This is a genomic window from Pseudomonas sp. TE3899, assembly GCF_056279105.1.
Map to the genome: position 1 here is coordinate 4,432,542 of NZ_JBWBQR010000001.1, position 18,050 is coordinate 4,450,591.

4 protein-coding genes and 3 pseudogenes are annotated in these 18,050 nt (G+C 60.4%); 2 read left to right on the forward strand and 5 right to left on the reverse strand.

Annotated elements, in window-relative coordinates:
• Window positions 1–5: 5 nt before the first annotated feature.
• From ACZ89E_RS20195 to putP, 4 genes and pseudogenes are all read right to left on the reverse strand, one after another.
• Window positions 6–4,758: pseudogene (locus ACZ89E_RS20195) on the reverse strand (RHS repeat-associated core domain-containing protein).
• A complete protein-coding gene (locus ACZ89E_RS20200) occupies window positions 4,758–5,495 on the reverse strand; it encodes a DUF4123 domain-containing protein (RefSeq protein ID WP_476256320.1) in 738 nt (245 codons plus the stop codon). The pseudogene ACZ89E_RS20195 and the gene ACZ89E_RS20200 overlap by 1 nt, the downstream one beginning before the upstream one ends.
• A pseudogene (locus ACZ89E_RS20205) lies at window positions 5,485–7,498 on the reverse strand (type VI secretion system Vgr family protein). The gene ACZ89E_RS20200 and the pseudogene ACZ89E_RS20205 overlap by 11 nt, the downstream one beginning before the upstream one ends.
• A 319-nt stretch (window positions 7,499–7,817) precedes the next feature.
• Window positions 7,818–9,302, reverse strand: a complete 1,485-nt coding sequence (gene putP, locus ACZ89E_RS20210) for a sodium/proline symporter PutP (RefSeq protein WP_476256321.1) — start codon at window positions 9,300–9,302, stop codon at window positions 7,818–7,820.
• A gap of 465 nt (window positions 9,303–9,767) precedes the next feature.
• Between putP and putA the strand changes: the two are divergent.
• A pseudogene (gene putA, locus ACZ89E_RS20215) lies at window positions 9,768–13,720 on the forward strand (trifunctional transcriptional regulator/proline dehydrogenase/L-glutamate gamma-semialdehyde dehydrogenase).
• 158 nt (window positions 13,721–13,878) lie between these two features.
• Window positions 13,879–15,681: an acyl-CoA dehydrogenase gene (locus ACZ89E_RS20220; RefSeq protein WP_149659211.1), complete on the forward strand. Its 1,803-nt coding sequence runs from the start codon at window positions 13,879–13,881 to the stop codon at window positions 15,679–15,681.
• A gap of 399 nt (window positions 15,682–16,080) precedes the next feature.
• On the opposite strand, the gene ACZ89E_RS20225 is transcribed toward ACZ89E_RS20220, so the two are convergent.
• A complete protein-coding gene (locus ACZ89E_RS20225; protein WP_476256322.1) occupies window positions 16,081–18,018 on the reverse strand; it encodes a methyl-accepting chemotaxis protein in 1,938 nt (645 codons plus the stop codon).
• Window positions 18,019–18,050: the final 32 nt, after the last annotated feature.

Genomic DNA, 18,050 nt, shown 5'->3' on the forward strand with positions numbered 1-18,050 from the left:
TCACCTCACCTAATTGGATACAACGTAAACGGTATGCCTTTATCATCGAATTTCATCTCGAAGCGGTCCATGCTAACGCGTACAGGGTGTTCTTTTGAATTAGCATTTGGTATGTACCCTTCCCCTGCACCCGGAAGTCTCATTCTGACAATATTGTTGCCCTCTCGGTCTATACCGGTGAATTGAGACAGCCCGCGCTCCGTTCTCGTTGTTGCAAGAGTGTAAGCCTCCAGCATCAACTCCCAACTGATAAATCTGGAGCTTGGATTACCACGTCGATTCCTGGGTCTTCTACCAGTAATGGGGTCCGTACCATCAATAGCTCTCTGTTTCCATTTGTTATCTGGAACCTCAGGGCTATGTTTCCCCACCATATGCATGCCTTGGCTCGTGTCCAAACGTTTGATTTCTATCTCGGCAAGCTCCGCCGGACTTAATTGGGGCTTCGGTAGTTCAGGCTCACCCTCATCAACCCTAGCGCCAGTCGTATCACCCGGCACTGTACAACCAGCCGCTTTCGGTGGCGGGCAGCTCAACCCCAACGGATCAACCCACCCCGTCGGATTCGGCGTGTACTGGTACTGGTTCAGCCCGCCCGCCAACTTGATCGGATCAGGCGTCAGGTACCGGCCAATGTCCGGATCATAGTACCGATGCCGGTTGTAGTGCAGGCCTGACTCGGCATCGAAGTACTGCCCTTGAAACCGCAATGGCTGTTCAAGTTGTTCGCCGGCCCCGCGTGTCAGGCGGGTGACGTTGCCGTAGGCGTTGTATTTCGCGGACCAAACGATTTCGCCGCTGTAGTCGGTCAGTTCCTGCGGGGTGCCGAGGTGGTCGAGTTGGTAGTAGAACGGGCAGGCTTTGCGCGGGCCTTTGCCGTCGAGCATGGCCAAGGGGCGGAAGGTGCCGGGTTCGTAGACGTAGCTGCGGTGGTGTTCGCGGCTGCTTTCGGCGACGACTTGGTCGCCTTGCCAGAAGAATTCGGTGGTTTTGCCGTCGACGGTTTTGGCGATGCGGCGGCCGAAGGCGTCGTAGCGATAATTCGCACAGCTGCCATCGGGCAACGTAACGCCCACCAACCGGTGCTGGCAGTCGTAGCGGTATTCGGTGACCCGTTTTTGCGCAGTACCACGGCGTTCGCGGATGAGGTTGCCGAAAGCGTCGTAGTCGTAATGTCGGTCGCCCTGCATCAGCAGGCGATTGCCCTTGATGGTCGCCGCGCCGGGGCGGTCCTGCATCAGCAGGTTGCCCGCCGGGTCGTGGGCGAAGCTTTCCGGTGGGTCGTCGCGGGTGTGGCGGACGCGGGTCAGGCGGTTGAGGGCGTCGTAACCATAGCTGCGCTGGCCGTGGCGGGTGTCGGCGATGTGGTCGAGGTTGCCATTGGCGCTGTAGGCATAGTCGCGGCGATACAACGGTTGCTGCTGTTGGCTGACAGCGTGAGCCTTCAAACGCCCCTGATCGTCGTAGGCATATTCGCTGAGCAGCAAACCTTGCTGGCGCTGACGCTCACGGCCGAATTGGAATTGATGAGCGGTGAGTCGCGCGCCGTTGAGGTCGATGGCCGTCAGCGCACCGCCCTTGGCGTAGTGGTAGTCGAGTTTGCTGTTGTCCGGCAGGCGCAGGCGTTTGAGTTGGCCGCAGGCGTCGTAGCTGTAACGCAACGTTCCCCAACCCTCGTGCTCGGTGATCAACCGATCCTGTTTGTCGTAGGCAAATTCCAGTGGATGATCGTGACCGTCATCGACGCTGACCAGGCGCCCGAGGCTGTCGTAGCGATACTCGACCTTGACGCCATCGGGCAGGGTCTTGACCAACAGGCGCCCGGCCGAATCCCGCGCGTAACCGGTGACCAACCGCGAGCCGTCATCACCGAACTCAGTTTTCTCCAGCAGTTGGCCATTGAGGTCGTAGGCATACGCCGTGCGCTGCCCGTCGAATCCAGTTTCCTGTCGGATCAATCCATTGGCGGTGTAGTCCAGCTGATATTTTTCGCCGGATTCGTTTTCAATTTCTGTCAGCAGAAGTTGCGGATTGTCGTAACGGTATTTCAGCTGCGTGCCGTCGGGATTGATCCGGCGGCTGACCAGGTGCAGGTCTTCGGCGTATTCATAACGGGTGATGCGGCCGAGTTCGTCTCGCTCGGCGGTGATCTGACTGTAGGCGTTGTAACTGAAGGCGCGAGTGGCACCTGTAGGAAGGGTCGTCTGGATCAGTCGGCCAACGGCGTCCCACTGGTAACGGGTGACGGCGCCATGTTCGTCCTGGCTGGTAATCCGCCGCCCCAAGACGTCGTAGGAAAACTTTCGCTGTCCGCCACCCGGCAAGGTCTCTTCTACCCGTTGCCCCAAACCATTCCAGACGAAGATGTGCCGACTGGTATCGGGGTAGCGGATCGTCAGCAACCGCCCTTGGACGTCGTAGTAGTAATGGGTGACCTGCCCGTCCGGATCGACCGCCTCGGTCACATCGCCCTGGGCATTGCGGCGATAGGTCCACACTGCGTCGCCGCGATAGCGCGCGTGTAGGAAGCCGTTGCGATACTCGTAGGCCGTTGGCTCGTCTTCCGGCGGAATCAGCGCCACCAGGCGTCCGACTTCGTCGTAGCGGTATTCGGTGATCGCGCCGAGCGGGTCTTGCTCGGCGATCAATCGCCCCTGTTCGTCGTAGGACTTGAGGTGTTCGCCGCCGTCGAGTTCGACCTTGCGCACCAGTCGCGCCCGGTCGTCGTGGACGTAAACCTCCTCGCTGCCGTCGATGTTCTTGACGGTGACACTGCCTTCGTCATCCCAGACATAACGCGTGTCCATCTGCGAAAACGACGCCCAATGCCGGACGCATCGCGCAGCCTTGCCGGACTTTTCCCACTCCCAAAAGAAACTCGCCCCACCGGTCAGTTGCCGCTGCAGGATGACGTGATGGTCGTCGTAGTCGTAGCGCTCGCTGTCGCCGGCCGCGTTGATGGCGGCGATCAGCCGGCCACGCTCGTCGTAGTCGTAACTGACCAGCGTTTGCTCGGTGTGCCAGGCCTCCTCGAGGGTGGCCGCCGGGCGGAATTGCTGGTAGTCGATGGCGATCAAATGGCGCCGCACATAGCGCAACAGCAAGGCGCGGCCCGCACCGTTGTCGAGGCGTTTGATCCGGCCCTGGTGGTCGCGGGTGATGCGCAACCGGTTGTCGTACCCGTCGCTAATCGCTGTCAGAAAACCGTTGTGAAAGTGGTAGAAACGGGTTTCTTCGCCAGCCTGGGCGAGGATCAGTTCTTCAGGCTCTTCGCCGAGATAAATCGCCGCGCGCGACAGGCTGTTGTGGATGGTCGGACGTTCGCTGCTCGGTAGCGGAAAGGTCGTACGCCGGTTTTCGTGGTCGATCCAGATGACGTGTTCGCCATCGATTTCCAGGCGATGGGCCAGGCTGTGGCTCCAGCCGAAACCGAGGCCGCTGTCGATCTCGGCGGCGCTGGTGCGGTAGAGCCGGGTGAAGTCGAACGGCAGCACACCGTCGAGGGTGCCATCGGTCAACGTCAGCAGTTCTTCGCCAGTGACCATCGACACCGGGCAGCCATTTTTGCAGGTCGATGGCACACAGGTGGCGCTGTCGCCGTTGGGGTTTTTCGCTTGGTCGGGGGCGTCGTCGTGGTGTTCGTCTTTCTTCAGCGAAGCGTTGCGGCGGGCACGCCAGTTCAGCCGCATCCGGCCTTTTTGCATGCCGGCCGCGATGCCTCGTGCGGCGATTTTTTTGTAGCGGTCAACGTAGCTGATGAAGGTGTTGATGATCGTGAAGATCGCCTTCACCAGACGCAGCACGGCACTGAGTAATTGCGCGCCTCGGTCCGCCAGACGCATCGTCAAGTAGGCGATGCCAGCAACCGCTCCGGCGAACGTCAGGACGATGCCGATCAGGATGTCGATCAACAACTGCACCACGATCATCGACATTGCTTCGGCGGTTTTACCGGCGATTTCGCTCGGTGGCAGCATGTCCAACCAGAGGCTGGCACTGCGCACCAGCAAGCACAGCGCTGCCTCGTCACTGGCCAGCAATTGGGCTTTTTCCATAACGTGCGGGGCGGTTTGCGCGAGGTCTTTCAGCGCTGCGGCGCTCTCGCCCAACCGCTCGGCAAACTTTCCGGGATCCTTGAGAATCTCCGACAGCAGGCTGATACCGTCCCACACGCCTTCGATAGCCGCCCAACTGCCCGCGAGCAGTCCATTGCCTACAGCCGCCGAAGAAGATTCCGACCACTTCGGTTTAAACGTCTGCCACTCATCCCGCAGCCACGTTTCCAGCTCCCTCGTCAGCCCATCGTAGGAAGAGAAGAGATCTTCAACCTGCTCCGGCGTGACTTCGTCGTGAACGTGAATACGGTAGAACTTGCCCTCTTCTCCTCTGAATGTCCCTTTACCGTTTTCATCCAGCGTGACCGGCGTCACCTCCCCAACCATCGGCCGCAATCACATCGACCTGGATATTTCCTACAGGGATGTCATAAACCGATTCGAACTTGCTCTCGATCTCGAGCGTTCCGCCCTTCGGACACTGCACAACGGTGGAAATAAAGTCGTCGTCAGCACTGCCCACAATGGTGCTGGCATTGCCGAACCGGACGATCCGCTCCATCCCCATCAACGAAGGCAAATCAGCCGCATGACTGGCCGCGTCCGCCGTCCGGCTGAACCAATGCTTAAGCTGTTCACGGTAGAGGGAAAGGGTGTTTGGAAAACTGTCGAGCTCCTGCTCGATGCGCACAATCTGATCCATCAATTCAGCTCCGCCGTCAGGTAATCCACCAAGGCTTGTTTCGGTGCTCCAGGAAGGGACGGCGCCCCAAGAAAACTCGCGACCTTGTGTCGCAAAACGCTGTAGGAAAAAGCTTCGAACAGATCACGATGGTCCTCACTCAGCCACTTCAGTAAGTTGTTGATCCGGGTGATTTCAGACTGTGTGGCGAGTTGTTCCAGCAGGGCCTCGGGGATCTGCCACCAAGGAAAAACCTGCGAACTCTTCAGTGCGCGTCCACCGATTTCGAGCGGCTGGCCGTTGATCAGGCAACGACTGATTAGCGGGAGCAGTTGCGCACCATCGACTTCGCCGGATTGCAGAATCGGCAGCAGATAACGCCCATCCCAGAAACGGAAAAACACCGAGTCGCCGTTGGGCAGCAGCGCTTGCGTGAGGGAGCGCAAGTGCTCGACCAGCGCTTCCTGGCTCGCGGAAGAAACCGCCAACCAACCCCAATCGCGAGACTCGGTGGTGGCGACCCACTCCAAAAACTCACTGTCAGCGGCAACGATTCCCACAAAGGGCATCACCGGTTCCCACTCGGCATACACGGTGTCAGCCCAGATCGGGCTCGGTGCTTGCGCGGTGATCGAGCGTTGCCAGGCAACGAAAGGTTCAGCGGCGCTGGCATTGCTGAAAATGGCGAAGAGTTTTTCCGAGGGCTTGAGCGGTTGCTGCTCCAGCCAGTCGCGAGGAGCCAAGAGATCAGGCTGCACAAACACCCTCCTTGCAGCGCTCGCATTCTTCACAGAACGGCGCATCACTTTTCAGGCTGAGAATCTGTGCGGTGCTGAGCAACGCCGCTGGCGCTGCGGCGAGTTTCAGTGGCACGTCTGGCGAACTCGCAACCGCAGTCATCGCCGCCATCGGCGCCCCGCCCACCTGGATCGGCACGCTGCTGAAAATCCCGCCGGGGCCGATGTTGATCCACTGCCCACCCGCCTGAATGGTTGCGCTGGCGCCGCCGTCGATGACCACTTGCTGGCCGGCGCGGACATGGAATTGCTGGCTGGCGTTGAGGGCCTGGCTGGTCACGCGGATGTGGCGGTCGCCGGTCACCAGCAGGTGGTCGTCCTGGCGGATTTCGGTTTGGCGCTGGCCGTGGGTGATGCGCTGCTCGTCGGCCTTCAGCTCGTGCCGGGCGATGCCGGTGACGACGATGCTGCGGGCGTTATCCACTTGCACCTGTTGATCATTCAACACGTGCTGAGTCCAGTTTCGCTGGGCGCGCAGGTAAATTTCCTCGGCGCCTTTGCGATCCTCGATGCGCAATTCGTTGTAGCCACCGCCGCCGGGGCTGCTCTGGCTGCGGAAAATGCTGCGGGTCTTGTCGGCGGGAAGGTCCAGCGGCACGGGGGTTGCGGCGTTGGGTAGGCAGCCCATCACCACGGGTTTGTCGGCGTCGGCGTCGATGAAACCCACCAGCACTTCCATGCCGACGCGGGGTATCAATACGCTGCCGTAGCGGTCGTGCGCCCAACCGGTGGCGACCCGCAGCCAGCAACTGGAATGCTCGTTGAGTTGGCCGTCGCGGTCCCAGGCGAGCTGGACTTTGACGCGGCCATATTCGTCGCAATGGATTTCGCTGTCGGACGGACCGGTGACGACGGCATGTTGATAGCCGAGCATGCGCGGCTTGTCCGGCCCCAGCGGTGGGCGAAACGGCGCACTCCACGGCGTCGCGAGAAAGGTATTGCGGTAGCCCTGGAATCCGCCGTCGTCGGTGACGGACTCCTCAAGCACTTGCGGTTGACGGCCCTGGTGCTCGATTTCCGTAACCAGCCACAAGACATTCCAGTCGGCACGCGGATGCTCGGCCATCTGCAGGAAATGTCCGCTGACCAATGCCGATTGATCGCTGCGACCTTCCGCCAGACGGTAATCCGCCGCATGGCGCTCCAGGGCTCGCTGGGTCAGTTGCTTGCCGGATTCGCGATCAGTGAATTGACCGGGGAAGTGGTAATCCTCCAGTACCGGCAGCTGTTCGCTGTCGACACGGCTTTCGAGTTGCAGGCGCGGTTTGTGGAAGTCGTAGTCCCGGCGTGTAACGGTTGTAGTCCGAGTTTCCCAACGCACGTTGAAACGCTTGATCGCCGGCGCGCTCGCGGCCATGCCGCTGCCGGGCAGGTACAGCGTGGGTTCGGGCAGCGGCGGGAACAACGGTCTGGTCGTCGCCGAACACCAACAGATGCCCGTCGGGGCTGTGTTGAAAGTGGAAGTGAATGCCGATCTCGGCGCAGAGGCGCTGGATGAACGCCAGGTCGCTTTCCGCGTACTGCACGCAGTACTCGCGCTCGGGGTAGTCGCTGCCAAGTTGAAACTTGAAGGCATCGCGCTGGATGCCGTGGTCCTTGAGAACCTGCGCGATGATCGCCGGCACGCTTTTGTGCTGGAAGATCCGCTGATTGAAGCGCTGACCGAGGTAGGTCAGACGCGGGACCAGGCTGACTTGATAGCGTGTCAGACGTTTACCGCAATCCCCTTGGCCAATGCGATAGATCTGACCGTGAATGCCGGAACCTTGCCCATCGAAACTCAGAAACGCCTGACGGTGCAGGAGGTTTTCCAGTTCCAGATCCGGCCGCTCGCTGACCAGTTCCAGGTCGAAACGGAACGGTTGGCTGATGGCTTCCTTGCCGGTGAACTCAAGCACCTTGAGCTCATTCTGGACACCGTCGAGGGTCAACGTGAAACGCGGTTGATTGGCAGGCGCGAACATCCGATGTGTCTCTGCAGAATGAGGGCGGGCGATTCTGCATGAGCAACAGGGCGGTTTGAGCAGAGGGCAGGGAAATCAGATTTTCCCTACTTTTTTAGGGAATTGTCCTTCAAGAATCGGTGCATTTAGCTACAGACATTTCCCTACGGAAGCAGTGTGGTGAAGCTGAAGACGCCTTCGCGGGCAAGCCTCGCTCCTACAGGATTGCGCTGGATCGTGAGCTGAACCCTGTAGGCGCGAGGCTTGCCCGCAAACAAAAAAAAACGGCCCGCCTCCAAAGGAGACGGGCCGCTTTCCTACAAGCGCTGGCGTTAAATCATCACTTGTTCAAGCGGAAATCCGCTTCAGCCGCCGCAAAGCGCATCAGCATGCCTTTGGTCGGCGCGCCCAGCTTGCTGACGATGTAGATCGCCAGGCTGGCGAAGATGAAGCCCGGGATAATTTCGTACAGACCCAGCAGTTCGAAATGTTTCCAGACAATCACGGTGATTGCACCGACCAGAATGCCGGCCAGTGCGCCGTTGCGGGTCATGTCTTTCCAGATCACCGAGATCAACACAACCGGACCGAACGCAGCGCCGAAACCGGCCCAGGCGTAGCTGACCAGCCCCAGTACACGGTTGTTCGGGTTGGCCGCCAACGCGATGGCGATCAGGGCAACCAGCAACACCATGGCGCGACCGACCCAGACCAGCTCGACCTGGGAAGCGGTTTTACGCAGGAAGGTTTTGTAGAAGTCTTCGGTCAGCGCGCTGGAGCACACCAGCAATTGGCAGCTCAGGGTGCTCATTACGGCCGCCAGGATGGCCGACAGCAACACACCAGCAACCCATGGGTTGAAGAGGATTTTTGCCAGTTCGATAAACACACGTTCGTGGTTTTCGGTTACCGGCGCGGCCAGCTCAGGGTGAGCCGAGAAGTAGGCGATGCCAAAGAAGCCTACCGCGACGGTGCCGCCCAGGCACAGGATCATCCAGGTCATGGAGATGCGGCGTGCTTTAGCAATCGACTTGACCGAATCCGCCGCCATGAAACGCGCGAGGATGTGCGGCTGGCCGAAGTAGCCCAGACCCCAGCCCATCAGCGAAATCACGCCGATGAAGGAGGTGTTTTTCAGCATGTCGAAGTTGCTTGGGTCTTGCGCTTCGATCGCCAGGAACGTGGTGTCAACGCCACCAGTGGCCAGCAGCACGATGACCGGCGTCAGCAACAGCGCGAAGATCATCAGCGTCGCTTGTACGGTATCGGTCCAGCTCACGGCCAGGAAACCGCCGACGAAGGTGTAGGCAATTGTCGCCGCAGCACCGGCCCACAGCGCCGTTTCGTACGACATGCCGAAGGTGCTTTCGAACAGACGGGCACCGGCCACGATGCCGGAAGCGCAATAGATAGTGAAAAACACCAGGATCACGATGGCGGAGATGATCCGCAGCACGCCGCTTTTATCTTCGAAACGGCTGGAGAAGTAGTCCGGCAGGGTCAACGCGTCGCCGTTGTGCTCGGTCTGCACCCGCAGGCGACCGGCCACGAACAGCCAGTTCAAGTAGGCACCGACGATCAGGCCAATGGCAATCCAGCTTTCGGACAGGCCGGACATGTAGATGGCGCCGGGCAAGCCCATCAGCAACCAGCCACTCATGTCGGAAGCGCCGGCGGAAAGCGCGGTCACGACGCTGCCCAGGCTGCGACCGCCCAGGATGTAGTCAGAAAGGTTGTTGGTGGAGCGATAGGCCATGAAGCCGATCAGCACCATTGCTGCGATGTAGATCACGAACGTGATCAGGGTTGGATTGCTTACGCTCATTCGAATGCTGCCCTGGCTTTGTTTTTATGTAGTGGCGAAGTGTGAAACGCCGACAAACGACACTGTTTGTTCAGACGGTTTCCAGCCCCGCGCATTTATGACTGATGTTTCCCCAGGAAAGCCATCAGCCGGTACTCCTGTCTTTTTTTGACCGGTTGCACCTTGGGCGCGAATCCTATTCAACAATCCAAATGAGGTGCAACCCATTTCTTGAGAATAAGTTGCACCTAGTCGGATTTTCGTGAAAAAGCCTAGTTTTTGCTCCTTTTTAGAGCAGTCCTGGCCATTTACTAGAAGCAAAAGCACCAAGCAGAAGCGGCACGTTCGTACCGGAATTTAATTCCTGACGAGCTGCTTATTATTCCGACAAAAAAAGGGTTGCACCCGGTTGCACCTCTGCCAGCGCACAGCTAATCTTGCCGCCAGCTGATGCCACGCAGTCGTGGCAAACATGAGGATAAAAATATGGCTACCACCACCCTTGGGGTCAAACTTGACGACCCAACCCGCGAGCGCCTCAAGGCTGCCGCGACCTCGATTGATCGCACGCCGCACTGGCTGATCAAGCAGGCAATTTTCAATTACCTGGAAAAACTCGAGGGTGGTGCAACCCTGACCGAGCTGAGCGGTTTGACCCAAGGATGCCGACGACGCCGTCGATGCGCCAACGGATCACGCCCATCAGTGCTTCCTCGAATTCGCTGAAAGCATCCTGCCGCAATCGGTGCTGCGCGCTTCAATCACTTCCGCTTACCGTCGCCCTGAGCCGGAAGTGGTGCCGATGCTGATCGAACAGGCACGCCTGCCAGCAGCAATGGCCGAAGCCACCAACAAACTCGCCTCCTCGATTGCCGACAAACTGCGCAATCAGAAAAGCGCTGGCGGCCGTGCCGGGATTGTTCAGGGCTTGCTGCAGGAATTTTCCCTGTCGTCCCAGGAAGGCGTGGCGCTGATGTGCCTGGCCGAAGCGCTGCTGCGCATCCCGGACAAAGGCACCCGTGACGCACTGATCCGCGACAAGATCAGCACCGGTAACTGGCAGCCACACTTGGGCAACAGCCCGTCGCTGTTCGTCAACGCCGCCACCTGGGGCTTGCTGCTGACCGGCAAACTGGTCGCCACCCACAACGAAACCGGGCCTGACTTCGTCCCTGAGCCGCATCATCGGCAAGAGCGGCGAGCCGATGATCCGCAAGGGCGTCGACATGGCCATGCGCCTGATGGGCGAGCAGTTCGTCACCGGCGAAACCATCGCCGAAGCCCTGGCCAATGCGAGCAAGTTCGAATCCAAGGGCTTCCGTTATTCCTACGACATGCTGGGTGAAGCCGCACTGACCGAGCACGACGCGCAGAAGTACCTGGCCTCGTACGAACAAGCCATCCACTCGATCGGCAAAGCCTCCCACGGTCGTGGGATTTATGAAGGCCCGGGCATTTCCATCAAACTGTCGGCCCTGCACCCGCGTTACAGCCGTGCGCAGTACGAGCGTGTGATGGACGAGTTGTACCCGCGCCTGCTGTCGCTGACTTTGCTGGCCAAGCAATACGACATCGGCCTGAACATCGACGCCGAAGAAGCCGACCGCCTCGAGCTGTCGCTGGATCTGCTCGAACGCCTGTGCTTCGAGCCGCAATTGACCGGCTGGAACGGCATCGGTTTCGTGATTCAGGCGTATCAAAAGCGTTGCCCGTACGTGATCGATTACGTGATCGACCTGGCTCGCCGCAGCCGTCATCGCCTGATGATCCGCCTGGTAAAAGGCGCGTACTGGGACAGCGAAATCAAGCGCGCCCAGGTCGAAGGCCTGGAAGGCTATCCGGTCTACACCCGCAAGGTGTACACCGACGTTTCCTACATCGCTTGCGCCCGCAAATTGCTGTCGGTGCCGGAAGTCATCTACCCGCAATTCGCCACGCACAACGCCCACACCCTGTCGGCCATTTACCACATCGCCGGTCAGAACTATTACCCCGGCCAGTACGAGTTCCAGTGCCTGCACGGCATGGGTGAACCGCTGTACGAACAGGTTGTAGGCAAAGTTTCCGAAGGCAAGTTGAATCGTCCGTGCCGCGTGTACGCACCGGTCGGTACTCACGAAACACTGCTGGCGTACCTGGTACGTCGTCTGCTGGAAAACGGCGCAAACACTTCGTTCGTCAACCAGATTGCCGATCAGTCGATTTCGATCCAGGCGTTGGTGGCCGATCCCGTGGCCAGCATCGAGCAGATGGCGACGGTGGAAGGCGGCTTCGGCCTGCCGCACCCGCGTATCCCGCTGCCCCGCGACCTTTATGGTGCCGAGCGCGCCAACTCCAGCGGCATCGACATGGCCAACGAACATCGTCTGGCTTCGCTGTCCTGCGCCCTGCTGGCCACCGCACATAACAGCTGGAAAGCCGCGCCGATGCTCGGTTGCACGTCCAGCACTGAAACTCCTGCGCCAGTTCTGAACCCGTCCGACCTGCGTGACGTGGTCGGCTATGTCCAGGAAGCCACCGTCGAAGACGTCGACAACGCGATCCAGTGCGCACTGAATGCTGGCCCAATCTGGCAGGCCACCCCGCCCGCCGAACGCGCCGCGATCCTGGAACGCGCCGCCGATCTGATGGAAGGCGAGATTCAGCCGCTGATGGGCCTGCTGGCTCGCGAAGCCGGCAAGACCTTCGCCAACGCCATCGCCGAAGTGCGCGAAGCCGTGGACTTCCTGCGTTATTACGCGGTGCAGGCACGCAACGATTTCACCAACGACGCCCACCGCCCATTGGGTCCGGTGGTCTGCATCAGCCCGTGGAACTTCCCGCTGGCGATCTTCAGCGGCCAAGTGGCTGCTGCCCTCGCCGCCGGCAACCCGGTATTGGCCAAGCCTGCGGAACAAACCCCGTTGGTGGCCGCTCAAGCCGTGCGTTTGCTGCTCGAAGCCGGTATTCCGGAAGGCGTGTTGCAACTGCTGCCGGGCCGTGGCGAAACCGTTGGCGCCCGTCTGGTGGGTGACGATCGGGTTAAAGGCGTGATGTTCACCGGCTCGACCGAAGTCGCGCGTTTGCTGCAACGTAACGTCGCCGGTCGTCTGGATGCACAGGGGCGTCCGATTCCGCTGATCGCTGAAACCGGCGGCCAGAACGCGATGATTGTCGACTCGTCGGCACTGACCGAACAGGTGGTGATCGACGTGGTGTCCTCGGCCTTCGACAGTGCCGGTCAACGTTGCTCGGCTCTGCGTGTGTTGTGCTTGCAGGAAGATTCCGCCGACCGTGTCATCGAAATGCTCAAGGGCGCCATGGCTGAATGCCGTCTCGGCAACCCTGAGCGCCTGTCCGTGGACATCGGCCCGGTGATCGACGCCGAAGCCAAGGCCGGCATCGAGAAGCACATCCAGGCCATGCGCGACAAAGGTCGCAACGTGTACCAGGTGGCTATCGCCGATGCCGAAGAAGTCAAACGCGGCACCTTCGTGATGCCGACGCTGATTGAACTGGAAAGCTTCGACGAACTGCAACGGGAGATCTTCGGCCCGGTGCTGCACGTGGTTCGCTACAAGCGCAAAGACATCGACCAACTGATCGGCCAGATCAATGCGTCCGGCTACGGCCTGACCCTGGGCGTACACACCCGGATCGACGAGACCATCGCCAAGGTGATCGACAACGTCAATGCCGGTAACGTCTACGTAAACCGCAACATCGTTGGCGCCGTGGTTGGCGTGCAGCCGTTCGGTGGTGAAGGTTTGTCGGGCACGGGGCCGAAGGCCGGTGGCCCGCTGTACCTGTACCGTCTGCTGTCGACCCGTCCTACGGATGCGATCGAACAATCCTTCGCTCGCGGTGATGCCATCGCTGCGCCGGATGTGCGTTTGCGCGATGCCATGAGCAAACCGCTGACCGCCCTGCAAACCTGGGCCGACAGCCACAAGTTTGCCGACCTGAGCACCTTGTGCGTGCAGTTCGCCGCGCAATCGCAAAGCGGGATCACCCGCGTCCTCGCTGGCCCGACCGGCGAGCGCAACAGCTACGCCATCCTGCCGCGCGAACACGTGCTGTGCCTGGCGGAAGTCGAAGGCGATCTGCTGACGCAACTGGCGGCGGTATTGGCGGTGGGCGGTTCGGCGGTCTGGCCGGAGGCTGACTTGACCAAGGCCTTGTTCGCACGTTTGCCGAAGGAAGTTCAGGCGCGGATCAAGCTGGTTTCCGACTGGAACAAGGACGAAGTGGTGTTTGATGCGGTCCTGCATCATGGCCATTCCGATCAGTTGCGTGCGGTGTGCCAGCAAGTGGCCAAGCGTGCCGGGGCGATTGTCGGGGTTCACGGGTTGTCCCAGGGCGAGACCAACATTGCGCTGGAGCGGTTGGTGATCGAGCGGGCGTTGAGCGTTAACACGGCTGCTGCTGGAGGCAATGCCAGTCTGATGACCATCGGCTAAGCAGCAGCGGCAAGTTATAAGCTGCAAGTAGAAGCAAACTGCTTTTACTTGCAGCTTGAAGCTTGTAACTTGTGCCGCCCCATCACCCCCATCTATCTTCCTTCCCCATTTTTATAAGCCAACCTAGACTGCGGCATACTTTTTAAAGGTAGGTCGACATGTCCGAGACGTTGCTCAGTTCCCGCAATCTGGCTTTTGAGCTGTACGAAGTCCTCGATGCCGAGGGCCTGACCCAGCGTGAGCGGTTCGCCGAGCACAATCGCGAGACGTTCGACGCCGCCATCGGCACCGCCCGCAACATCGCCGAGAAGTTCTTCGCCCCGCACAATCGTAAGGGCGACGAGAACGAGCCGCGCTATGAGAACGGTCAGGCGATTCTGATTCCTGAGGTGAAACCGGCGGTGGATGCGTTCCTCGAGGCTGGTTTCCTCAACGCCGCGCGAAGTTTCGACGCCGGCGGCATGCAACTGCCTACGCTGCTGTCCCAAGCCTGTTTTGCCCACTTCCAATCCGCCAATGCGGCGTCGACCTCGTATCCGTTCCTGACTATGGGCGCGGCCAACCTGATCGAAAGTTTCGGCACCGAGGAACAGAAGCAGCGCTTCCTGCAACCGATGATCGACGGTCGCTTCTTCGGCACCATGGCATTGACCGAACCCCACGCCGGATCGTCGTTGTCGGATATTCGTACACGGGCCGAGCCGGCGTCTGACGGCACTTATCGACTCAAGGGCAACAAGATCTTCATTTCCGGCGGCGACCATCCGCTGTCGGAAAACATCGTGCACATGGTGCTGGCCAAGTTGCCGGACGCACCGGCCGGGGTGAAGGGGATTTCGCTGTTTATCGTGCCCAAGTTTCTGGTCAACGATGACGGCAGCCTCGGTCAGCGCAATGACGTGTTGCTGGCCGGGTTGTTTCACAAGATGGGCTGGCGCGGCACGACCTCCACCGCGCTGAACTTCGGCGATAACGGTGAGTGTGTCGGCTATCTGGTGGGCAAGCCGCACCACGGTTTGAGCTACATGTTCCAGATGATGAACGAGGCGCGGATTGGCGTCGGCATGGGCGCGGTGATGCTCGGTTACGCCGGGTATCTGTACTCGCTGGAGTACGCCCGCGAGCGGCCGCAGGGCCGGGTGCCGGACAGCAAGGATCCGAACACCGCGCCGGTGGCGATCATCCAGCACGCGGACGTCAAACGTATGCTGCTGACGCAAAAGGCCTACGTCGAAGGTTCGTTCGACCTGGGGCTGTACGCGGCGCGACTGTTCGATGACACCACCACCCTTGAAACCGAAGACGCACGCAAGCAGGCCCATGAACTGCTGGATTTGCTCACGCCGATCGTCAAATCCTGGCCGTCGGAGTTTTGCCTGAAGGCCAACGAACTGGCGATCCAGATTCTCGGCGGCCACGGCTACACCCGCGAATACCCGGTGGAGCAGTACTACCGCGACAACCGGCTGAACCCGATCCATGAAGGCACCCACGGCATACAGTCCCTGGACTTGCTCGGTCGCAAACTCGCGCAAAACGGTGGTGCCGGCCTCAAGCAATTGATTCGCCTGATCGCCCACACCGCCGAGCGCGCCCAAGCCCACGAATCCCTGACCCCACTGCGCGAGCCGCTGGAGAAACTGGTTGCACGCCTGCAAACCGTGACCATCGGCCTGCTGACGGATCTGGGCCAGGGCAAGGTCAACAGCAGCCTGGCGAACTCGGCGCTGTACCTGAAAGTGTTCGGTCACACGGTGATTGGCTGGCGCTGGCTGGAGCAGGCGATTCGCGCCGAGGAAGGGCTGGCCAAGGGTAATGCGGCGGATGTGAGCTTCTATAAGGGCAAGTTGCAGGCCGCGCGGTATTTCCTGACGTGGGAAGTGCCGGGTTGTCACCATGAGTTGGCGATTCTGGAAGCGCGGGATGATGTGTGTCTGAGCATGCAGGACGAGTGGTTCTAACACCGACCGATCGTTCCCACGCTCTGCATGGGAATGCAGCCCGGGACGCTCCGCGTCCCATTAACAGCGTGACGCGGAGCGTCACAGGAGGCATTCCCACGCGGAGCGTGGGAACGATCATTCGGCGTGGGAACGATGGGTCAGCTCAACTTGAACCCACCCATCTGCCGCGCCAAATCATCCGCCAAGCGCTGCAACGTCTGACAATCCTCGCGACACGCCCTGACCTCCCCCGCCGTCGCCCGTGCCAGGTCGGAAACACCGACCGATCGTTCCCACGCTCTGCGTGGGAATGCAGCCCGGGACGCTCCGCGTCCCATTAACAGCGTGACGCGGAGCGTCACAGGAGGCATTCCCACGCGGAGCGTGGGAACGATCATTCGGCGTGGGAACGATCAGTCAGGTGAGTTTGAACCCACCCATCTGCCGCGCCAAATCATCCGCCAAGCGCTGCAACGTCTGGCAATCCTCGCGACACGCCCTGACCTCTCCCGCCGTCGCCCGTGCCAGGTCGGAAATGCCCTGCACGTTGCGGTTGATTTCTTCGGTAACGGCGGACTGCTCTTCGGTCGCCGTCGCCACCTGATGGTTCATGTCGCTGATGCGCTCGATCTGCCCGGTAATCGCCGTCAACGAGGTCCCGGTACGCTGGCTCGATTCGACGCCGGTGCCGGTCGCGGCTTGCCCCGAATGCATCGACGACACAGCGTTTTCCGCGCCCTGCTTGAGGCTGCCGATCATCTGCTGAATCTCGTCGGTGGACGACTGTGTACGTCTGGCTAACGTGCGCACTTCATCCGCCACCACCGCAAAGCCGCGCCCCATGTCCCCGGCCCGCGCCGCTTCAATCGCAGCATTGAGCGCCAACAGGTTGGTCTGCTCGGAAATCCCGCGAATCACCGCCAGCACTTGATCGATAGACGCCACCTGATGCGCCAACTCGCCCACCGCCGTGGCCGCGACACCGATTTCATCGGACATGCTTTCTATATGCCGGATCGAACCACCGACCACTTCCCGCGCCTGCAGCGCTTCATCGCGAGCGCTTTGCGATGCCACCGCCGCGTTGCCGGCGTTCTGGGCGATTTCCTGCACGGTCAGGCCCATTTCGTGGACAGCGGTGGCCACCATGTCGGTCATTTCCTGCTGACGCCCGGAACGCTCGGCGGTGTTGTCCACCACCTTCGCCACTTGGCCGACGGCGGTACGCAGACGTTCGCTGGTGGTCAGCACTTCGCCGATCATCTCGCGCTGACTTTCCAGGAAGCGGTTGAAGCCCCGGGCCAGGTCGCCCAGTTCATCGGCGCGGCTGGAATCTAACCGGTGGGTCAAATCTCCACCACCGCTACCGATGGCCACCAGTGCCGCTGTTACCTGACGAATCGGTCGCACCAAGCCACGGGCCAGCAACACCACCAGCATCAGGCACACCAGCGCCACCGCCAGGCCGATTGCGCTGCTGGTCCACATCGCGCGGCGGGCTTCGGCGTAGATCTGCGACTGAGGCACTTCGGCCACCAAGGTCCATCCGAGATCCCGCAGCGGCAGGCTCAATGCCAGAAAATCTTCGCCATCGCGGACAAAACTGCTGTTGGTGGCAACTTTTTGACCCATCACCGCTTGGGCCGCCGGGCCACCAATTTGCTCGGCCAACGTGCGCTTGCCACTGAACTGCGCCTCGGGATGAACCTGGATCAAACCGTCGGAACGCACGAGATAGACCTTGCCGCGCGCTCCGAAGTTGAAGTTGTGGATCAGCTCCGACAGCTCTTTCATGCTCAGCCCCAAGCCCGCAACGCCCACGACTTTACCGGCCTGCTCGACCTTGAGGTCGATGAACAGCGCCAATTCTCCGGTCGCGGTGTCGTTATCGATATTGAGGGTGCGCGGCTGGTTGCTGTCGAGGAATGTGTAGAACCAGGCGTCTTTCGGGTTGGAGCGGCTGAGGGTGCGGTCCAGGCCTTTTTCCGTGAGGTAGTGGTTGGACGCCGTGCCGACGATCAGTGCGGTAAAGGCCTTGTGCTCGGCGCGGATGCCTTCCAGGTACTTCACGAAGGTGTCGGTCTGGGCACTGTTTTCACCCCCGGCCAACCAGTCGCGCACCATGCTGTTGCTGGCGATGTCCTTGGCGGCGGTGAGGGGTTGCACGAGGATGCGTTCGATGTCGTTGCGCATCGCTTCGATGCTCGACGGCAGCGCCTGTTCGACCAGATAGCTCTGGGCGAGACGGTTGACCACCAAGGTATAAACGCCAACCACGATCAGAATACTGACCAGCAGGGCGGTGCCCATACTCAGGATCAACTGCCATTGAATACTGCGTCGCCAGAACTGCATGGAGCACCCCCAAAGAATAAGAGGCTGAAACA